Genomic DNA, 18,483 nt, shown 5'->3' with positions numbered 1-18,483 from the left:
ATGGGGGGCAGGCCTTTCCGCGCGACCCCTCGACAAGCTCAGAGTGACATGCCTTCTCTTCATCTGCACATTTCAAATCTGCATATCTGCACATCGAAAACCCTACCCCAATATCTCCTTAATATCATCAGCCGAAAGCGATTTGATAAAACTTTCTTCGGTGGTGATGAGAGCGCGACTGAGACTAAGTTTACGTTGCTGTAGGGCCAGGATCTTTTCTTCTACCGAATCTTTGGTGATGAATTTATAGATAAACACGTTCTTGGTTTGGCCGATGCGGTGCGTACGGTCAATCGCTTGTTGCTCAACTGCCGGGTTCCACCATGGGTCGAGGATGAAAACATAGTCGGCCTCGGTAAGGTTAAGGCCTACGCCACCTGCTTTGATCGAGATCAGGAACACCCGTGTTTTCTCGTCTTCCTGAAATTGTTTTACCACATCACCGCGGTTTTGGGTACTGCCATCCAGGTACACGTAGGGTACGCCTTGCTGATCAAAATACTCGCGGTAAATAGTTAGCTGCTTAACAAACTGTGAAAACACCAGCACTTTATGCCCGCCATCCAGCACATTGGCCAGGGTATGCACCACGTTTTCAAACTTGCCGCTGTCGCCTTCATAATCCTTATCAATCATGATGGGGTGGTTGGCAATTTGCCTCAGTTTAATAAGGCCCTGCAACACCTGTATCTGGGTTTTGGCAAAGGTGCCGTCTTCCAGGCTTTTCAGCAGTTCGTTACGGTATTCTGATTTTACTTTTTCATATACCGATGCCTGTTCCTCGCTCATCTGGCAATAGAAAAGGTTCTCGGTTTTTGGTGGCAGCTCGGTAGCCACCTGCTCTTTGGTTCGGCGCAAAACAAAGGGCTTTATGAGGGCCTGCAGCTTACGGGCCTTATCTTCGTCCTTTTTCTTTTCAATGGGTGTTACAAACTCATTCTGAAAAAACTGCTGCCCGCCAAGTAAACCCGGATTAATGAACGACATTTGTGTCCAAAGGTCATTAACCGAATTCTCAACCGGTGTACCGCTCAATATCAGTTTAAATCGTGATTTTAGTTGCTTAACCGATTGGAACGACTTTGACGACGGATTTTTAATGTTCTGGCTTTCATCCAGTATCACATAATCAAAAAAGTATTCCTTAAACATTTCAATATCAATACGGCTGATGCCATAAGTGGTAATCACTACATCGTAATTGGCAAACACCTCGGCAGATCGATAGCGCATGGTTCCGGTATGCACCATCAGTTTTAGCTGCGGCGTGAATTTTTTTGCCTCGTTAAGCCAGTTGTAAATTAACGATGTAGGCATGATCACCAATGAGGTGCTTTTGCTGCCGCCGGCTTCGGTATCCTCTTTATGCTTTTGTAGTAATGCAAGGGTTTGTATGGTTTTACCAAGCCCCATATCATCGGCAAGGCAGCCGCCAAAGTGGTAACCCTTTAAAAAATGGAACCAGTTATAGCCGGCTTTTTGGTAGGGCCTTAAATTACCGGCAAAGTTTTGCGGCATTTCAACCTCTTCCAACTCCTCAAAATCAGTAAGCTTTTGCAGCTTGCGGGTCATGGTCACGTTGGCCATTTCGCCTTCGGCAAGGTCATTCACCAGGCCTATGTGGTGGCGGCGTAATTTAAGCTCATTACCGCCTTCGGTAAAATGCAGCAAGTTGCCATATTGCGAAAACCACTTTTCGGGGATCACCGCTATCTCGCCCGATGGCAGGGTAAATTCCTTTTTACGGTTCAGGATATGGTTTTTTAGCTGTATAAAAGGTATGCTGTATGGGCCAAACCATACAATGGCATGAATATCAAACCAGTCGTTATTTTCCTTTACCTCCAGGTCAATTTTACTGTTGCCAAATACATAGCGTTTCTGACCTTCGGGCTGTTCCAATTCAAAATCCTGCTCTATCAGCTGGTCGTGGTGCTGGTTAAGCCATTCAAAAACAGAGAAAGAGTGATCGGCGTCCTCATCATGGTTATCTACCTCCAGGTTTTGGAAAAGCGTTGATACCGTTCTGAGGCCCATTTGCTCCAGCTGTTGCATTTTATTTTTTTCCCAGGTGATGGAACGTTTAATACGGTGAAATATATATTCATCCCCGTTTTTTTCCATCCTTACAGATACATGCCTGCCATCGCCATAAGGAAAAATATAGCCGGCATATTTAAAGTACAATTGCAGCTGCGAAGTGCCGCCTTCAATATAAATAGGCTTTAAAGCTGCCTGTGCATCATATTTTTCGGTATTTATCGTGAATCCTTCGGCATAAACGTTATGCTTTTCTATCAGCGGGGCTACAAATTTTTCGAAGTATGATTGTTCTGACGAACGCGGGATAGCTATAAAACGCTTGTTTAAAAATGGCTGCAATTTTTTACCCTCTATTTCCTTATCAAAGTAGTACAAGGTATCATCAAGCAGCATCCAGGCGGGGTGGTTACAAATGATCTCGGCATTTTTGAACATGAACTCAATCCGCATACCCTGGTACTTAATAGTCGGGAAATACCTGATCTCCTCTTCATTACGCCTGAAATGGAACAACACGGATGCCGGTTCGGTGGCTATTTGCAGCTTGCGTTCGCCCGGATAACCCTCCTTGCTCATCTGGTACACCTGCTTATTGCATAGCAGGGTTAATGCCTCGGCCATGCGCTTTTCCATTTTAGGGCGGATGGTATCAAACAGTTGCTCGTTAAAGATCTTCGCAAAAAACTCAAACGGGCGGATGGGCTTTTTATAATATCTTTTAATTACGTTGCCCTGTTCCATCTCCTCCAGTATTTTGATGAGCTTGATATCAGTATCATCAAGGCAATGGACAAATTCCTTAGCCGTATTGGAGAATAAACGCTGGTGGGTTAATGAAAATTCGCCGTTAGGATTAAGCTGAACAATGTGCGGTTCAATGACATACGACAGGTACTCATGCCGGGCAATGGCATATATAATTTGGCAAGGTTTTGTACTGTCGACGCGTAGCATTAAACTTTTAGATAAAAAATTTATTGAAGCTACATCAACAAAAAATTCAAACGTAATGAGAATTTGCTGTAATTGAAAGAGTTTTTTGTTAAATAATTGTTAACAGGCGCATTAATTTGGTTAAAGAGTTGATTTAGTTACCTAAAAGCTCAATCAATAAGTCATGCCGAACTTGTTTCGGCACCCCACGGGACAGTTAGTCAATATATCGTACGCTATTCATATGAGATGCCGAAACAAGTTCGGCATGACTTATTTATTTTCTCTGGAGCCGAGCGACTGCGGTAATTTATTCCCCCTTTAGGGGTTAGGGGGCTTAAAACTCCAGCGCCAGCTGGTCGCCGGGACCGGCTTCTCTTTCTTCTTTTTGTTTGGGTACGATATCGCCAAAATTGGAGAGGGATATGCCCAGCAGCCTGATCCTGGCATCTTCAGGGTTGGTGGCGGCTATAAGTTGTTTGGCGGTTTTACTGATGGTTTCCAGATCATTGAAAGCCGTGGAGAACGATTGGTTACGGGTGATCTGTTTAAAATCACTGTATTTTACTTTGAGCGTGAGCGTACGGCCCTTTAGCTCATATTTAAGCAGCCGGTTGTGTACCGTTATCGCTATTTTGTCGAGCTCGACCTCCATTTCTTCGAGCGTGGTGAGGTCATAGGCAAAGGTATCCTCGGCCCCTAATGATTTTGTTTCGCGGTGTGGCTGTACCTCGCGGTTATCAATGCCGCGTACTATCTGGTAATAAAATTTGCCGGCTTTGCCAAAATGCCGGGTCAGCTCATCCTCGGTAAGCTTTTTTAAATCGGCGCCGGTATGCAGGCCCATTTGTTTCATTTTTTGGGCAGTCACTTTACCTACGCCAAAAAACTTTTCGACGGGCAGGCGCTCCATAAAATCTTCGATGGTTGATGGGCCAATAAACTTTAACCCATCAGGCTTATTAATATCAGATGCTATTTTGGCTACAAATTTATTGATGGATACCCCTGCCGATGCTGTTAGCTGCAGTTCATTTTTTATAGCTTGTTTTATTTGCCTGGCAATTTCAATAGCCGAGCCAATGTTTAGCTTATCGTTGGTTACGTCGAGATAAGCTTCATCCAGCGAGAGCGGTTCTATCAGATCTGTATACCGACTGAAGATCTCCCTGATCTTTTGCGAAACCTCATTATACGCCGCGAATCGGGGCCTCACAAATATGGCATCTGGACAAAGCTGTAAAGCCCTTTTTGACGACATGGCCGAGCGGACCCCAAACTTACGGGCCTCATAACTTGCCGTGGCTACTACGCCACCCCGGCCCTGCGGCAAGCCACCTACTACTAAAGCCTTGCCCCGGTATTCCGGGTTATCCCGCTGCTCAACCGACGCGTAAAATGCATCCATATCAATATGGATGATTTTACGAATTATTTGCGTGAGCTCGTTTTGCATGGGATAAAACAAATATAGCTTTCTAACCCTATAAAGGGTTATTCAGTGTCGATGTTGGGGGAGAGGGTTAAGTATCTCTTTAACATCTAATATTCTTCTTTGTAACAATAAACTATAATTAACATAAAAATTATATTGCATTTTAATTCCATTGTTGATATTTGGCAATTCCAAATCAATAAGAATGAAGTTTAAATATCTACTGCTTATTTCATTATCCTTTACCACCATTTCGGTATCGGCACAAAAAAGAAAATCCGTATCCGGTCAAACAGCCTCCAATACAACATCACTGTCCCGTCCCAAACTGGTTGTTGGCCTGGTGGTTGATCAAATGCGTTGGGATTATTTATACAGGTATTATGACCGCTACCAAACCGGCGGATTTAAACGTTTATTGAATGAGGGTTTCACTTGCGAAAATACCAATATTGACTATATACCAACCGTAACAGCCGCTGGGCACACCTGTATATACACTGGTTCGGTACCCGCTATACACGGTATAGCAGGTAACGATTTTATTATACAGGCAACCGGAAAATCCATGTATTGTACTGATGATAGCACCGTAAGGGCCGTTGGCAGCACCTCAAAAGCCGGGCAAATGTCACCACGTAATTTGTTGGTTACTACCGTTACTGACGAGTTAAGGCTGGCAACAAATTTTAGATCAAAAGTAATTGGTATTGCCCTGAAAGACAGGGGCGGTATTTTACCCGCGGGCCATGCGGCCAATGCCGCATACTGGTTTGATGATGCCAGCGGCAACTGGATAAGCAGTACTTATTATATGACCGATCTGCCTGCCTGGGCCAAAAAATTCAACGATCAAAAAATACCCGAAAAATACCTGAAACAGGATTGGAACCCGCTTTACCCTATAAATACCTACCTGCAAAGCGCACCCGATAACAGCGCCAAATATGAAGGCAAATTTGCGGGTACAATTACACCAACCCTGCCGGTTAAAACATCAGAACTGTACAATGGCAGAATGGGCATGATCCGTTCAACACCTTTTGGTAACACCATGACGCTTGATTTGGCTAAAGCAGCTATTGAAGGTGAGCAATTGGGTAAAAACACCGTGACCGATTTTTTAGCGGTAAGCCTTTCATCAACAGATTATGTTGGTCACCAGTTTGGTCCAAACTCAGTGGAGGTGGAAGACACTTATTTAAGACTTGACAAGGACCTGGCTTCTTTTTTCAGCTACCTGGATGCAACGGTGGGCAAAGGCAATTATTCGGTTTTTATAACTGCTGATCATGGTGCCGCGCATAACACCAATTTTTTAAAGGATCATAACATTCCGGCAGGGCTTTGGGACGACGCAACAACAGCAAAGGAAATGAACGCGATGCTGGAAGATAAATACAAGGTAAAAAACCTGGTGATCAGTATGGATAATTACCAGGTGAATTTTAGTAATGCCGCCATTAAAAAAGAAGGCTTAAACGAAGATGCTATTAAATTGGATTGCATCCAATACCTGCAAAAACAACCCGCCATTGCTTTCGCGGTTGATATGCAAAAGGCACAAACCGCAAACCTGCCCGAAGAACTGCGCAGCCGCATTATCAACGGATACAATGTAGAGCATAGCGGGGTTATACAAATTATTTTAAAACCGGGATGGTTCTCTGGACACGGCGCTACCGGCACAACACACGGTACCTGGAACCCTTATGATACACATATTCCGTTGGTGTTTATGGGCTGGGGCATTAAACATGGCAGCCTTACGCGCCAAACACATATGACCGATATTGCACCTACTGTGGCATCGTTATTACACATACAGGCACCTAACGGTAATATAGGTAAAACCATCAGCGAAGTGTTGGTTCAGGAAAAGCGATAAAAGGGGCGGGGTGCGTGGAGCCCGGATCGGGAAGTCCTGGCATTAGCGCAAACAGGTCTTAAATCAAATTAATACAGAGACGCATACTTGCGTCTCTTTTTCAATAAAATACGGTCACCAGAACAGGGAGAACAATGAAAAAATACGTCTCTAAATTTCATTATTTAACGCAGGACCTTCCGGGGCGCAGTCATGTACAACAGGTGCAGATGGCTTGTGGGGCGGGCGCCAATTGGGTACAATACCGTTGCATGACCAAACCCGAGGATGAACTGATTGATGAAATAAACGAAATAGCCGAGATCTGCGATGACTGGGGTGCCACTCTGATCATTACCAATCATTATGACCTGCTTGATAGGGTTGACGCCCAGGGTGTACATATAGAGGATTTCGACGCTGATTTTGTGACCATACGCAAAGTGATTGGCGAAGATAAAACATTGGGCGCATCTGCCACAAATCCCGATGACCTGTTAAAAATACAAAACCTGGGTGTGGTTGATTACTGCGGATATGGCCCCTTTGCGCATACCGATACCAAGCCAAATGATTATACCTTGCTTGGGTTCGAGGGCTACCGTCAATTGGAAAAACTGCCTGTTAATATCCCGGTGATAGCGGTAGGTGGGATACAGTTGCAGGATGTGGAGCATTTATTAAAAACGGGTATTTATGGGATAGCGGTATCGGGAGCTGTTAATCTGTCGCTTGATCCGGCAGGAATGGTGAAGGAGTTTTACAGGAAGGTTTATTAAGTCGTCAGCCCCCTCTAATCTCCCCCAAAGGGGGAGATTTCAAAAAAGTATTTTAAAGCCCTCTCCTTTGGAGAGGGTTGGGTGAGGCTCCTCAATGACGTGTTGTAAGCAGGGGGAGTATTCCGTCAAATTGTATTAATGTCGTCACAATCACATTGAGTATAAATCCCATATTTATTTTTCATTAAATATTCATTTAATCTGCCTACTTTTAAACAATGTCTTCGCACCACATTGTACGTGAAAAACAAGAGCCTGCTTTACTGGTTCTTGGGGTTGATAATTTTTCGGAAGAGCTGCTGGGTCAGCTGTTGGAGTGGAGCCCTACGGTAATAACCACTCCGCATACTGCCGAAAAACTGGATACCTTTGGTATTAAGGTAGATTGGGTGATCACAGACGGGGAAGGAGGGGTTTCACAGTCGGATGTTAAACTGATGCCGGTTGGTGATGACACATTGACAGGAGCAGCATTAAAATATTTGATCGCACACAACTATCCGGCGGTAAATATCGTAACTGATATATTGGATCTGGATGATTTTGCGGGTTATGCCGGTAAAATTAACCTGGTGATATTTCAGGGGCATCAAAAAATTTATGCGGTTAATTCCGGCTTTAGTAAGTGGAAACCCGCGGGAGAGGTGATCAGGCTGTTATCTGATGCCGTTGAAGTAAATTACAGCGGGTTAGAAAAGGTAGATGCAGACAGGTATAAAACTACCAATGATGGTTTTTTTACCCTGCAATTTGAGCATCCGTTTTTGTTTATTGCCGAAGACCTGGATTGAGTCATAATAAAGTATAAATAAGCTGTTTTTACAGCTAAAAATTTTGTTGGTGTGCTTTTTGTTAAATATAATTAAATACGCGTTAAACCGTTTAAACATTTATTAGTCTATGTATTTATATCAGCAAACAATATCGGGCTGATTAGTTAAAAAATTTTCATCATGAAACGGACATATAAAAACTTATTTTCATTTGCTTTAGGTGCTCTATTGAGCTTGCCTTTAGCTTTTACTGCCAGTGCACAGCATAGAGGTGGTAGCGGCGGCGGCGGTGGTGGCGGCGGTGCCGTAAGATCATCAGGCGGTGGCGGCGGTGGTGGTAGTTTCTCCAGACCTTCAAGTGGTGCTTCTGTTTCGCGCCCTTCATTTAATAATGGTGGCGGTGCACGTTCAGCTGTAGCTGCTCCACAACGTACTTATGGTTCAGGAACTGCAACGCGTAGCGGAGTAAGTGTAGCTCCACAACGTACCAATGGTTATGCCAACAGGCAAAACGTAGGTGTAGCACCTGGTGGTAGCCGGGTTAGCGGAAGCGCAACACGTAATTATGGTTACGGTACCCGTGGTTATGCCAGTGTTGACAGACGTGCCTACAACGGTGGTCGCGGCACTTATTACAGAGGCGGTAATTATGGATATGGACGCCGTGTTTATTCAGGTGCCTATGGCGGTCGTGGCGGTTATTTTGGTAGCCACTACTATTACCCATACCGTAACTATTATAACTCATATTATTTGCCAAGACTTGGTTTTAGCATAGGATTTTTACCTTACGGCTACTACCCATTCTATTGGGGCGATTATCAATATTTCTACAGCGATGGTTTATACTATCGTCAATATAATGACCAGTATACTGTTGTTGAACCACCGGTAGGTGCCGAGATTAAAAATCTTCCTAAAGATGCTCAATCTATCATGATCAATGGCGAGCAGTATTATGAATCAAACGGTGTTTACTACCAGCCTATCACCAAAGATGACGGAACCGCATCTTACGTAATTGCAGGTAAAGACGGCGAACTGAACACTGATCAGGGTGGTAATGGCGATTATCAGCAAGCTCCTCAAATGGGGGATGTTGTATCTCAATTGCCTGAAGATAGCCGGAAAATAAAAATCAACGGAGAAAAGCTTTATGTATCTCCCGATGGTTTTTACTACCAGGAAACAACTGATAACAACGGGAACAAGGCTTACAAAATTGTAGGTACCCCAAGTGATGATCCCGGAGATCAACAATAAGAAAAATTAAAATCCATATACAAACAGGCTGCCTCATTACCGAGGCAGCCTGTTTTGTTTTTGTGCAGTATTATAGCCCCAAATATTAAATGTTATAAAAGTATTTATGCCGATGGTGGTAAATGGCTAACTTTGCCCCCTGTAATGTTAACCTGATATCATGAAATATATAATACCCGGTTCACTTTTTGCCATTCTCATATCCATATCATTGAGCGCCAATGCGGCAATTTTAAAAGATTCCCTAAAATTATACCGAGCCAATAATGCCAACATACAATATGTAGGGCGCATTGATTTTTCAAACCCGTTAAAGCCCAGGATGTGGTCGCCGGGGGTGTATATAAAAGCCCGCTTTAAAGGTAAAAAGTGCCAGCTGCTTATTAACGACGAAGTAATGTATGGCAAGAGCCATAATTACCTTGAAATTGCTGTTGATAATAACAAACCCTATCGCATACAAACCACCGGTAAAACCAATGTGATCACCGTAGCCGAAGGCCTTGCCGATGGGGAACATACAATAACAATCTGTAAAGACACCGAATCGCAAATAGGGTATATTGATTTTGTGGGTTTAAGGTGCCTTAAGCTTTTACCACTGCCTGCCCTGCCAACACGTAAAATTGAATACATTGGTGATTCCATGACCAGCGGCGCAGGTATGGACCAGTCAACCACGCCTTGCGGTAAAGGCGAATGGTACGATCAGCATAATGCTTATATGAGCTACGGGCCGCGCACCTCCCGTAATTTGAACGCGCAATGGCAGCTTACTTCGGTATCAGGCATTGGGATGGTACACAGCTGCTGTAATATGGATGTAGCCATGCCACAGGTGTTTGATAAGGTTTACCTGCGCAATGATTCCCTGGCCTGGGATTTTAAACGTTATCAGCCCGATGTAGTTACCGTATGCCTGGGTCAAAACGATGGCTTGCAGGATTCGATCCTTTATTGCGATATCTACAGTAAATTCATTAAAACATTAAGGCAAAAATACCCCGCTGCGGATATAGTTTGTTTAAGCAGCCCCATGGCCGACGAAAAATTATCCATAGCATTACAGCATTACCTTACCGCTATTATTGCTAATGCTAATTTAACCGGCGATAAAAAGGTGTATAAATACTTTTTCTCCAAAAGATATTATCAGGGCTGTGGCACGCATCCCGATTTAAAAGAGCATGAATTTATAGCCGACGAGCTAACGACCTACCTGAAGCAGCTAAAAGGGTGGTAGCATCTTTTTAAATTAAAGAAAACATTTTTAAATCGCGACTATTGTTATTTAAGTATTACTTAAATAAACTGCTATGGAAAATCATAATCACCAGGAGCTAATTCAGAAATTACTGAATTGTATGTTGGCCTGCGAACACTGTGCCAGCGCTTGCTTACAGGAAGAAGATGTGCAAATGATGACCCGCTGCATCAGCCTTGACAGAGACTGTGCCGATATATGCACACAAGGAGCCCGCTTGCTGCAACGGGATTCTGTAATTGCACATCAATACTTAGTACTATGCGAAGAAATTTGCCGCCTTTGTGCCGACGAATGTGGTAAACATAACCATGATCATTGCCAACAATGTGCCGACGCCTGCCGCATTTGTGCCGAGGCATGCCACGAACATCACCAGCCTATTACACAGGATTAACAGGTGTGATAACTGGAAATTTATAGGGCCATGCTGAGTTTGTCGAAGCATGGTAGGAGGCCTCTGCGCTCGATTCCCATGACGTGTTTCAGTTTAACAATTAACAAATATGTCACTGCGAGCGCAGCGAGGCAATCTCCTCATGCAATTGGCGAAAGTAAAGTTTGTTACTTGTTCTGATGAGATTGCTTCGTACTTCGCAAGTATCCTTTATCCAATCCCTTTACTCATAGCTATGCCGCTCAAAATCATAATCAGATTGTGAGGTGATGATCTTTTTTCGCCGTTCAATATCGGTATCTACATTGTGATCGTAAATATTATCGGTAACGGCTATATCACGCTCCTTATCCTTTTCGGCAAAGTGGATGTTGGCCTCTGATATTTTTCCTATTGCCACGTCATAAGGCCCTTTGGGTGACATGAGCTTTACAAATACCGGCAAACACTCAAACAGGATAAACAGCCACCCGATAAACGAAATGGCCAGGTATGTATCCAGATCGCGCGTGCCGTTTTCATTGTAGGTAAGCTGCCCAAGCGCCCAGTTACGGTCGCTGAAACCTGCAATGCTCGAAAGGCTGTCCAATTGGTGCTCGGTAAATAGCCGGGTGCTGTTCAGGCCCTCATAGTCCTTTCGTGTAGCAAGGTAATTGTCCATCTGCCCTAAATTTTGCGTCACCTCCTTTAAGCGGTTTTCCTTTTCTTCCAACACCGATTGCTTTTGCTTGGCATAGGTGCCATAACCCGTAATGCCCGATGTTTGGTTTGTTTTATCGCCAAAAACTTCCTGGTTAAGCAGGTAGCGCGAGCGGTTAATATCCCTTTCGAGTGAGTCCTTTTCCTTTTTCAGATCGCCGTTTTTGCCCATCTCCATCGCATATTTTTGCTGATAGGTTTTTTCGAGCGTATCAATTCTGCGGTGCTGGCCCTTCAGGTATGAGGTTTTTAACTTCTGGCGTATTTCTTTATCAAATATCTTTAGTTCAAGCGGTCGCGAAATAACTATCCCTATCATAATGGCCAGCAAAATACGCGGCGAAGCCTGTATGATCTGCTGGTTGGTGCTGCCCTCTTTATTAATGCTCGATACAATGTAGCGGTCCATGTTAAAAATGGCGGTTCCCCATATCAAACCAAACAAAATGGCAAAACCTACGGCAAAAGCATCGCCATTAAAAACAAAATACATAGCATACCCGCCGGATAGTGAAGCAAACAAGGCGGTAAAAAATATAGTGGCACCAATACCTACATATTTATTATGCTCAATAGGGTATTTTTTTAGGGTATCAATATGCGCTCCTGAACAAAACCAGAAAAAGCGTGTAATTTTTTTCATCTATATGATCCTTTTTTAGTGATGATAAGTGTTATAATAGTGTAAAGGTTTTAACCCATCATCGTTATTTAAGACACCTTATTGCATCAAAACACAAATATTGTGCAATATTATAGATAAAACGCACTTAGGCTTCGATTGTTACAAAAATCTGGCTTAATTATTTGATATAGAAAAAAAGCTACCTTTGAGTTATAATTTATTTGACATGAACGAGATAACCGTACAGGAACTAAAAGAAAAGATTGACAGTGGCGAGGATTTTCAATTGATTGACGTAAGAGAAGATTTTGAATTTGAAACATCTAATCTGGGCGGCCAATTAATACCGCTTGGCGGCATTTTAATTGAAGCCGATAAAGTAAGCAGAAATAAGCCGGTTGTGGTAATGTGCCGCAGCGGTAAACGCAGCGCGGCGGCCATTATGCAGTTGCAGCAGCTGGGTTATACCAACCTTAGTAATTTGCAGGGTGGTATTTTGGCCTGGGCCGCAGAAATTGACCCCACACTTAACGTATACTAATTATGGGTTTTAAGTTAGTGCTTAACGTATTGTATACCATAGGTATTGTTTTATGTCTGTTTGTAGCATACCAGGCCAATACCAGTAAAAACTATACGCTTTTGGGCGCTGCCATATTGGTAGCAGGGGTAGTTATTGTACTAAAAATAAGGTTGTTAAAAGACGTAAAAAACTCACAAAAAAAGCTGTAACTTCATTGCATGTTTATAGCAATTTTAGGAGTAATTGTGCTCGTTGTGGGTATAGTGCTCAAACGCTCGCCCGAGCCTGCTGGCCGCTTTAGCGGTGTAGTAAGTATTGCAGGGATAGCAATGGTAGCCGTTGGCTTATTACTATCCATGTTTAAAGTTATTGAACCCGGTAAAGTTGGTGTGCAAGCCCTTTTTGGTAAGGTACAGGATAATGTACTGGAAAGCGGTTTGCACATCATAAACCCATTAGTTGATATTACTACGTTTGATATTCAAACCCAAACGTACACCATGAGCGCCGTTAGTAATGAGGGCCAAAAGGAAGGCGACGATGCCATTCGCGTACTATCAAGTGACGGTTTGGAAGTTACCATTGATCTTTCTGTTTTATACAAGGTGACCCCTGACAGGGCGCCTTACATTCTTCAAAACATTGGCGAAAACTATATTGATAAGATCGTGCGCCCGGTATCGCGCACGGCTATACGTGATAACGCTGTAGCTTATGCCGCTGTGGACCTGTACTCTGTGAAAAGACAGGAGTTTCAGGATAAAATAAACCGCTACATTACTACAAATTTTGCCAAAAGAGGACTGGAGCTGCAGCAGATCCTGGTGCGCAACATTACCCTGCCAGCCTCGGTACGTGCCAGTATCGAATCAAAGATAAACGCCGAGCAGGACGCTCAGAAAATGCAATTCGTGCTGCAAAAAGAACGCCAGGAAGCCGAACGTAAACGCGTGGAAGCCCAGGGTATAGCAGATTATCAAAAGATCCTGTCTACCGGTTTGTCAGACAAGCAACTTCAGTACGAAGCCATCAAAGCCCAAAAGGAAATAGCCCTGTCGCCCAATACCAAAGTGATCATCATGGGTGGCAAAGGGAATCCTATTATGCTGAGTGATAAGTAGGGAATACTCACCCCGACATCGCTACGCTTGTCGGCCCTCTCTTGGCCTGTGGCGGAAAGAGGGCTGGGGGATTTCTTCCTTTTATCCAACTTCTTTTTCTAAGATTTTGCCATCCCTCTTTGCGCCACAGGCGCAGAGAGGGTGGTCCAGCGAAGCGTAGACCGGGTGAGTCGGTCCCGGGAACAAGACCGGAGTACATTTTTAGAAAAATTATGATGAGCCTTTAGAAAAAACTGAAAGGCTTTTTTGTTTGCATATATTTCACCATATTGTAAATACGATTATTGAATCTGCTAACCTTATTTTTTATGCAACCGCCTATCACAACTATAGTAAGATGCGTGATATTAGTCATTCTAATACATTCTTCTTTAAGTGTTTTCGCCAGTCCGCAAAGGCCTGATTATATCATTTATAAAAAAGATACTATTGCAACTTACAACCTGTTGGTTGAACAATATCTGCAAAAACATGAGTATAGTAACCGGGAACAACTATTTGGTTTGAGTTTTCGTGATGGGGCATCATTTAGTTGCTGGAGAGGTTACCAGGCTATTTATAAAATAGAGAATGATAGTCTTTTTCTTGCCGATATTATTGATTGTGGCAGCTTTCGAAAAACATTATTAGATAAAAATACCTCACTTAAAAAGATGCGGACAATTTTTGGCGATAGACTTATAAATGACAAAGTGTTTATTGATTGGTTTTCCGGCGATCTGAATTTTCCGTTGACAAATAAAATAGTAAGATGGGATGGCGTTTTTAGTACTATTTATGAAGAGGAGAAAGTGCTGCATATTTCTAACGGCAATGTATTAAATATGGAGGATGTAAATAATTATGTTGACGATCCAAAAGCCATCAACAGAGAGTATAAAGTTAAAATTTCTGATATCTTGTTTAAAAAAATCAAAAGGATAAAATTGAAAACTTCCGATGATTGTGATTGCTCTGAAAAATATTTGATAACAATCGACGAGTATGGAAAGATTTCGAAAGTTAATATGCTTAGATATAAATCAGATGAAGAAATTGACCAGGAGGAAAGAAAAGAATACGATTATTGTACTAATGCAATACTCAAAGCATTAAAAAGCCTAAGTTTTGATATCATTAAAAGCAAAGGAAAACCTATATCGGAAGATATTTATTTAAAGATTTGGGTTGAGGATAACGGGAGAATCAAAAATTGGACAAATTGACCTTAATGAGGCTTTTCTATGCGGCGGACAGGATACAAGTCGCTTCATAAACCTATAAACCGGCCACAATATGACGTTCCCTAAACCGCATGTACTGTGATTTTATAATATCTTTATCACCACTATGAAATTATCAGTATCAGACCACAATACCGGCGGCGATCTGTTGCTGCACAATAGTGAAACGCAGTTTGACCGCTTGTTTTATACCCGCGACTTTGACTATAAATATTTTACTATAGCCTGGAACCGGGGCGAAAAGCAAACCGTTACCATTGATGGTTATGCGCATGATTTTATGCCGAATACCGTGCTGCCGCTCATGTACAACCAATCGTTTTATTTTGAGCGCTCCGCGGATATTGTAGCCTGGCAGTTTAACCGCGAGTTTTATTGTATTGTTGACCACGACACCGAGGTGAGCTGTGTTGGCTTTTTATTTGGCATGAATGATAATGTGTTCATTGATCTGGACGACGACAACCGCAGAAAGCTGCAGATACTGCTGGATATATTTATTGAGGAACTGAAAACCAATGATGACATTCAGAACGATATGCTGGTGATGCTGTTGAAACGGCTCATCACCATGATCACCAGGCTGGCCAGGGCGGGCAAATTCCCCGATGTAAAACTGAACGACGATAGGTTCCACATTTTGCGTAAGTTTAATTTATTGGTTGAAATGAACTTCCATACCCAGCATAGTGTAAGTTATTACGCGGGGCGACTTAATAAATCGCCAAAAACATTGTCCAATCTTTTTGCCCTTTATAACTATAAAACGCCAATCCAGATCATTCAGGAACGGATCCTGATAGAGGCTAAGCGCCTGTTGTCTTATACCGACAAATCGGCCAAGCAAATTACATATGAACTGGGTTTTGATGACGCGGCCTATTTCAGCAACTTTTTTAAAAAACATACCGCTTTATCACCGTCGGAGTTCAGGAATAATAAGAAAATGGTGCCCGCAGGGAAATAATTACAAGTCATCGGGAAGTATCCCCATTCCGCAGCGCTAAAAGTAGGTGCACCTTTGTATCGTTGATCAGGATATAAAAAATCAACATACAAAAACAATGAAAACTCAATCACTAAGAAACAAATTAAAAGCAGGTATAGCTGCTTCAGCAATTATCTTATCAACCATCATTAGCTCTACTCCTAAAGCCGAGGCACAAACTCCTGTAAAGAACGTAGTAATTGTACACGGCGCATTTGCCGACGGTTCGGGCTTTAAAGGCATATATAACATACTTACCAAAAAAGGATATAATGTTACTGTTGTTCAAAATCCCTTAACATCACTTAAAGACGATGTAGACGCTACCAACCGTGCTATTGACAAACAAGACGGTCCGGTTATATTGGTTGGCCACTCTTGGGGAGGCACTGTAATTACCGAAGCCGGTGTAAATCCTAAAGTAGTAGGTCTGGTTTATATAGCAGCCTTTGCGCCTGATAACGGTGAAACCACTTTAAAATTGGTTCAGTCATTACCGGCAGCACCTGAAAATGGCATATTGCCTCCGGACGATAAAGGTTTTGTTTATTTTAGCAAAGAAAAATTCCACGCTGGTTTTGCCGCCGACCTGAGTAAAGAAGAAGCCGACTTTATGTATGCTTCACAAGGCCCTATCGCTGTGCAAGGTTTTGTAGCCCCTGTTACCGAAGCCGCCTGGAAAACTAAACCAAGCTATGGCATAGTGGCTACCGAAGACAAAGCCATTAACCCCGACATTGAACTTAACATGTACAAACGTGCCGGCGCCAAAGTAACCGAAATAAAAGCCAGCCACGTAGTATTTATATCACACCCTGATGCCGTAGCCAAAGTTATTATTGAAGCTGCTAATAACGTATCTGCAACAAAATAATCCGAAGTATTATTTATTAAAAAGCCCGGATGCCAGTAAAGGTATCCAGGCTTTTTTGTTTGAAAATAGCCACTATTGGCCCAGGACAACACTCCCCACGCGTCATTGCGAGGAACGAAGCAATCTCCGGATACAGGGCGAATAGGCATTATGTAGAGCGCTCAATTGCCGCTGAGGCTGTTACTTTTGTCTTGATACAAAAGTAACCAAAAGATCAAGTCAGCAGAAATGCTTCTTTACGCTCATGGCCTTTGCCCTGCAAAGCAGGCAGAACCACGGGCTGCTTAATTTTGCCTCCACTTTCGTTCGCTCATAGCCATCGCTTCAGGCAAAATTGCTAATGCCCTTCCCTGCACACGAGGCCCTCATGTTCTGCCTGCTTTCGTCCGAAGCTTATCTGCTGACGGGGAAGAACGATGGTAGTATGATGTGTTTATACTTACGAAGTTTTAAAAACTTCGTAAGTATTCAAGCATTCCCAGTTGTAGGATATGCCGCTTTAAAAATATGTCATTGCGAGCGTAGCAATCTCTTTAGGCATGGCCAAGAGAAAAGTATAGACAGTCGTGTTCGCATTTTCAAAAATGAACACCTCCTGTTAACAAGAAAAAATTAGTGCCTATAACCTGATCCCCAACCCTGCATCATTATTCAGGATATACCTGCCATCAGCAAAATCGGGCATTTGGTAGGGATTGTTGCTCACCAGGAAGGGTCCGTCAAGATCAACCCAATCACATTGCGGGGCCAGGGCCAATCCGGCCAGGGCGGCGCAGCTGGTTTCGGTCATACAGCCAATCATGATCTTCAGACCAAGCTCACGGGCTTTGGCTATCATCCGGCTGGCCTCATATATTCCTGCCGATTTCATGAGCTTAATATTGATACCGGTATACACGCCTTTGGCCTTCTCCACATCCTCAAAACGCTGCACGCTCTCATCACCAATAATAGGGATGGGACTGCGCTCGGTGAGCCAGGCATTGCTGTCGGGGTCGGTTTTGAGCATAGGTTGTTCTATGAGCTGTACGCCCTGCTCCTGTAGCCAGTAGGTCATGTCGAGGCTTTGCTGCAGATCCGTCCAGCCCTGGTTGGCATCCACATAAAGTGGCACATTGGTTACCGAACGTATGGTGGTAATGAGTTCTTTGTCATTATCCTTGCCCAGCTTTACTTTGATCACCTTAAAACCTTCGGCTTCCTTTACTTTTTTAATGATCATTTCGGGCGTATCAATACCAATGGTAAAGCTGGTCACCGGCATGTGGGCGGGATTGCTGCCTAACAATTGCCAGCAGGGCTGTTGCTTTATTTTACCGTCGAGGTCATGCAGGGCAATATCAATAGCGGCTTTTATGGCCGGGTTGCCGGGTGCAAGGCTATCCAGGTAGTTGATGATCGCGCCAAAATCAAAGGGGGAGTTAAACTGGCTAATATCAACCTTACTCAAAAACTCAGTAGCACTTTGATGGCTTTCACCCATATAGGGTACCATAGATGCTTCGCCGTAGCCTGTATAGCCCTCATGCTTAATTTGCACCAGCATAACGGGGGTAGAGGTGCGCGAAAACTTGGCTATGGTAAAAGCGTGCTTTAATTGCAGTTCAAAGGGTTGATATGTCAGTTCCATGTTAAAATTTCAGATGTGCAGATGTGCAAATATGCAAATTTCAGAT

At 43.2% G+C, this 18,483-nt stretch carries 16 protein-coding genes; 12 read left to right on the top strand and 4 right to left on the bottom strand.

Annotation, left to right across the window (positions count from 1 at the left end):
• Positions 1 to 102 precede the first annotated feature (102 nt).
• Both AC1DRQ_RS09650 and dinB read right to left on the bottom strand, forming a co-directional pair.
• The gene (locus AC1DRQ_RS09650) at positions 103 to 2,997 is read right to left on the bottom strand and encodes a DEAD/DEAH box helicase (protein WP_477423945.1); all 2,895 of its coding nucleotides are present in this window, start codon (positions 2,995 to 2,997) and stop codon (positions 103 to 105) included.
• A gap of 316 nt (positions 2,998 to 3,313) precedes the next feature.
• A complete protein-coding gene (dinB, locus tag AC1DRQ_RS09645) occupies positions 3,314 to 4,432 on the bottom strand; it encodes a DNA polymerase IV (RefSeq protein ID WP_477423943.1) in 1,119 nt (372 codons plus the stop codon).
• 184 nt (positions 4,433 to 4,616) lie between these two features.
• On the opposite strand from dinB, the gene pafA reads away from it, so the two are divergent.
• The 6 genes from pafA to AC1DRQ_RS09615 all read left to right on the top strand — a co-directional run bounded on the left by pafA (position 4,617) and on the right by AC1DRQ_RS09615 (position 10,754).
• Positions 4,617 to 6,299: an alkaline phosphatase PafA gene (pafA, locus tag AC1DRQ_RS09640; RefSeq protein ID WP_477423941.1), complete on the top strand. Its 1,683-nt coding sequence runs from the start codon at positions 4,617 to 4,619 to the stop codon at positions 6,297 to 6,299.
• A gap of 134 nt (positions 6,300 to 6,433) precedes the next feature.
• Positions 6,434 to 7,057 carry a thiamine phosphate synthase gene (locus tag AC1DRQ_RS09635; protein ID WP_477423939.1) on the top strand — a complete coding sequence of 208 codons (624 nt, stop codon included), beginning with the start codon at positions 6,434 to 6,436 and terminating at the stop codon, positions 7,055 to 7,057.
• 218 nt (positions 7,058 to 7,275) lie between these two features.
• Positions 7,276 to 7,848: a thiamine diphosphokinase gene (locus AC1DRQ_RS09630; RefSeq protein ID WP_477423937.1), complete on the top strand. Its 573-nt coding sequence runs from the start codon at positions 7,276 to 7,278 to the stop codon at positions 7,846 to 7,848.
• Positions 7,849 to 8,010: 162 nt separating this feature from the next.
• On the top strand, positions 8,011 to 9,093 hold the full coding sequence (locus AC1DRQ_RS09625) for a DUF6515 family protein (RefSeq protein ID WP_477423935.1): 1,083 nt from the start codon (positions 8,011 to 8,013) through the stop codon (positions 9,091 to 9,093).
• A 160-nt stretch (positions 9,094 to 9,253) separates the two neighbouring features.
• Positions 9,254 to 10,336, top strand: coding sequence for a GDSL-type esterase/lipase family protein (locus AC1DRQ_RS09620; protein WP_477423934.1), 1,083 nt, complete (start codon positions 9,254 to 9,256; stop codon positions 10,334 to 10,336).
• Between the two features lie 73 nt (positions 10,337 to 10,409).
• A complete protein-coding gene (locus AC1DRQ_RS09615) occupies positions 10,410 to 10,754 on the top strand; it encodes a four-helix bundle copper-binding protein (RefSeq protein WP_477423932.1) in 345 nt (114 codons plus the stop codon).
• Between the two features lie 223 nt (positions 10,755 to 10,977).
• Here AC1DRQ_RS09615 and AC1DRQ_RS09610 read toward each other — a convergent pair whose 3' ends face one another.
• The gene (locus tag AC1DRQ_RS09610) at positions 10,978 to 12,096 is read right to left on the bottom strand and encodes a DUF4407 domain-containing protein (RefSeq protein WP_477423930.1); all 1,119 of its coding nucleotides are present in this window, start codon (positions 12,094 to 12,096) and stop codon (positions 10,978 to 10,980) included.
• 208 nt (positions 12,097 to 12,304) lie between these two features.
• Between AC1DRQ_RS09610 and AC1DRQ_RS09605 the strand changes: the two genes are divergently transcribed.
• The 6 genes from AC1DRQ_RS09605 (at position 12,305) to AC1DRQ_RS09580 (ending at position 16,807) form a co-directional block, all read left to right on the top strand.
• Positions 12,305 to 12,619, top strand: coding sequence for a rhodanese-like domain-containing protein (locus AC1DRQ_RS09605; protein ID WP_429400764.1), 315 nt, complete (start codon positions 12,305 to 12,307; stop codon positions 12,617 to 12,619).
• A gap of 2 nt (positions 12,620 to 12,621) precedes the next feature.
• Entirely contained in the window at positions 12,622 to 12,810 is a 189-nt protein-coding gene (locus AC1DRQ_RS09600) for a DUF6358 family protein (protein ID WP_429400765.1), read from the top strand.
• A 9-nt stretch (positions 12,811 to 12,819) separates the two neighbouring features.
• Positions 12,820 to 13,722, top strand: coding sequence for a prohibitin family protein (locus AC1DRQ_RS09595; RefSeq protein ID WP_477423927.1), 903 nt, complete (start codon positions 12,820 to 12,822; stop codon positions 13,720 to 13,722).
• A 308-nt stretch (positions 13,723 to 14,030) separates the two neighbouring features.
• Positions 14,031 to 14,927 carry a hypothetical protein gene (locus AC1DRQ_RS09590; protein ID WP_477423925.1) on the top strand — a complete coding sequence of 299 codons (897 nt, stop codon included), beginning with the start codon at positions 14,031 to 14,033 and terminating at the stop codon, positions 14,925 to 14,927.
• Positions 14,928 to 15,051: 124 nt separating this feature from the next.
• Positions 15,052 to 15,912 carry a helix-turn-helix domain-containing protein gene (locus AC1DRQ_RS09585; protein ID WP_477423923.1) on the top strand — a complete coding sequence of 287 codons (861 nt, stop codon included), beginning with the start codon at positions 15,052 to 15,054 and terminating at the stop codon, positions 15,910 to 15,912.
• Between the two features lie 97 nt (positions 15,913 to 16,009).
• Positions 16,010 to 16,807 (top strand): alpha/beta hydrolase, encoded by a 798-nt coding sequence (locus AC1DRQ_RS09580; RefSeq protein ID WP_477423921.1) that lies wholly within the window; start codon positions 16,010 to 16,012, stop codon positions 16,805 to 16,807.
• Between the two features lie 619 nt (positions 16,808 to 17,426).
• Here AC1DRQ_RS09580 and AC1DRQ_RS09575 read toward each other — a convergent pair.
• The gene (locus AC1DRQ_RS09575) at positions 17,427 to 18,437 is read right to left on the bottom strand and encodes a dipeptide epimerase (protein ID WP_477423919.1); all 1,011 of its coding nucleotides are present in this window, start codon (positions 18,435 to 18,437) and stop codon (positions 17,427 to 17,429) included.
• Positions 18,438 to 18,483: the final 46 nt, after the last annotated feature.

Source organism: Mucilaginibacter sp. P4_E8 (assembly GCF_056401495.1).
This window is presented reverse-complemented; position numbering and strand designations above follow the sequence as displayed.

Excerpts from the sequence above, each read along its gene's own strand:
- AC1DRQ_RS09650 (WP_477423945.1), bottom strand. The coding sequence starts at position 2,997 with ATGCTACGCGTCGACAGTACAAAACCTTGCCAAATTATATATGCCATT.
- dinB (WP_477423943.1), bottom strand. The coding sequence starts at position 4,432 with ATGCAAAACGAGCTCACGCAAATAATTCGTAAAATCATCCATATTGAT.
- pafA (WP_477423941.1), top strand. The coding sequence starts at position 4,617 with ATGAAGTTTAAATATCTACTGCTTATTTCATTATCCTTTACCACCATT.
- AC1DRQ_RS09635 (WP_477423939.1), top strand. The coding sequence starts at position 6,434 with ATGAAAAAATACGTCTCTAAATTTCATTATTTAACGCAGGACCTTCCG.
- AC1DRQ_RS09630 (WP_477423937.1), top strand. The coding sequence starts at position 7,276 with ATGTCTTCGCACCACATTGTACGTGAAAAACAAGAGCCTGCTTTACTG.
- AC1DRQ_RS09625 (WP_477423935.1), top strand. The coding sequence starts at position 8,011 with ATGAAACGGACATATAAAAACTTATTTTCATTTGCTTTAGGTGCTCTA.
- AC1DRQ_RS09620 (WP_477423934.1), top strand. The coding sequence starts at position 9,254 with ATGAAATATATAATACCCGGTTCACTTTTTGCCATTCTCATATCCATA.
- AC1DRQ_RS09615 (WP_477423932.1), top strand. The coding sequence starts at position 10,410 with ATGGAAAATCATAATCACCAGGAGCTAATTCAGAAATTACTGAATTGT.
- AC1DRQ_RS09610 (WP_477423930.1), bottom strand. The coding sequence starts at position 12,096 with ATGAAAAAAATTACACGCTTTTTCTGGTTTTGTTCAGGAGCGCATATT.
- AC1DRQ_RS09605 (WP_429400764.1), top strand. The coding sequence starts at position 12,305 with ATGAACGAGATAACCGTACAGGAACTAAAAGAAAAGATTGACAGTGGC.
- AC1DRQ_RS09600 (WP_429400765.1), top strand. The coding sequence starts at position 12,622 with ATGGGTTTTAAGTTAGTGCTTAACGTATTGTATACCATAGGTATTGTT.
- AC1DRQ_RS09595 (WP_477423927.1), top strand. The coding sequence starts at position 12,820 with ATGTTTATAGCAATTTTAGGAGTAATTGTGCTCGTTGTGGGTATAGTG.
- AC1DRQ_RS09590 (WP_477423925.1), top strand. The coding sequence starts at position 14,031 with ATGCAACCGCCTATCACAACTATAGTAAGATGCGTGATATTAGTCATT.
- AC1DRQ_RS09585 (WP_477423923.1), top strand. The coding sequence starts at position 15,052 with ATGAAATTATCAGTATCAGACCACAATACCGGCGGCGATCTGTTGCTG.
- AC1DRQ_RS09580 (WP_477423921.1), top strand. The coding sequence starts at position 16,010 with ATGAAAACTCAATCACTAAGAAACAAATTAAAAGCAGGTATAGCTGCT.
- AC1DRQ_RS09575 (WP_477423919.1), bottom strand. The coding sequence starts at position 18,437 with ATGGAACTGACATATCAACCCTTTGAACTGCAATTAAAGCACGCTTTT.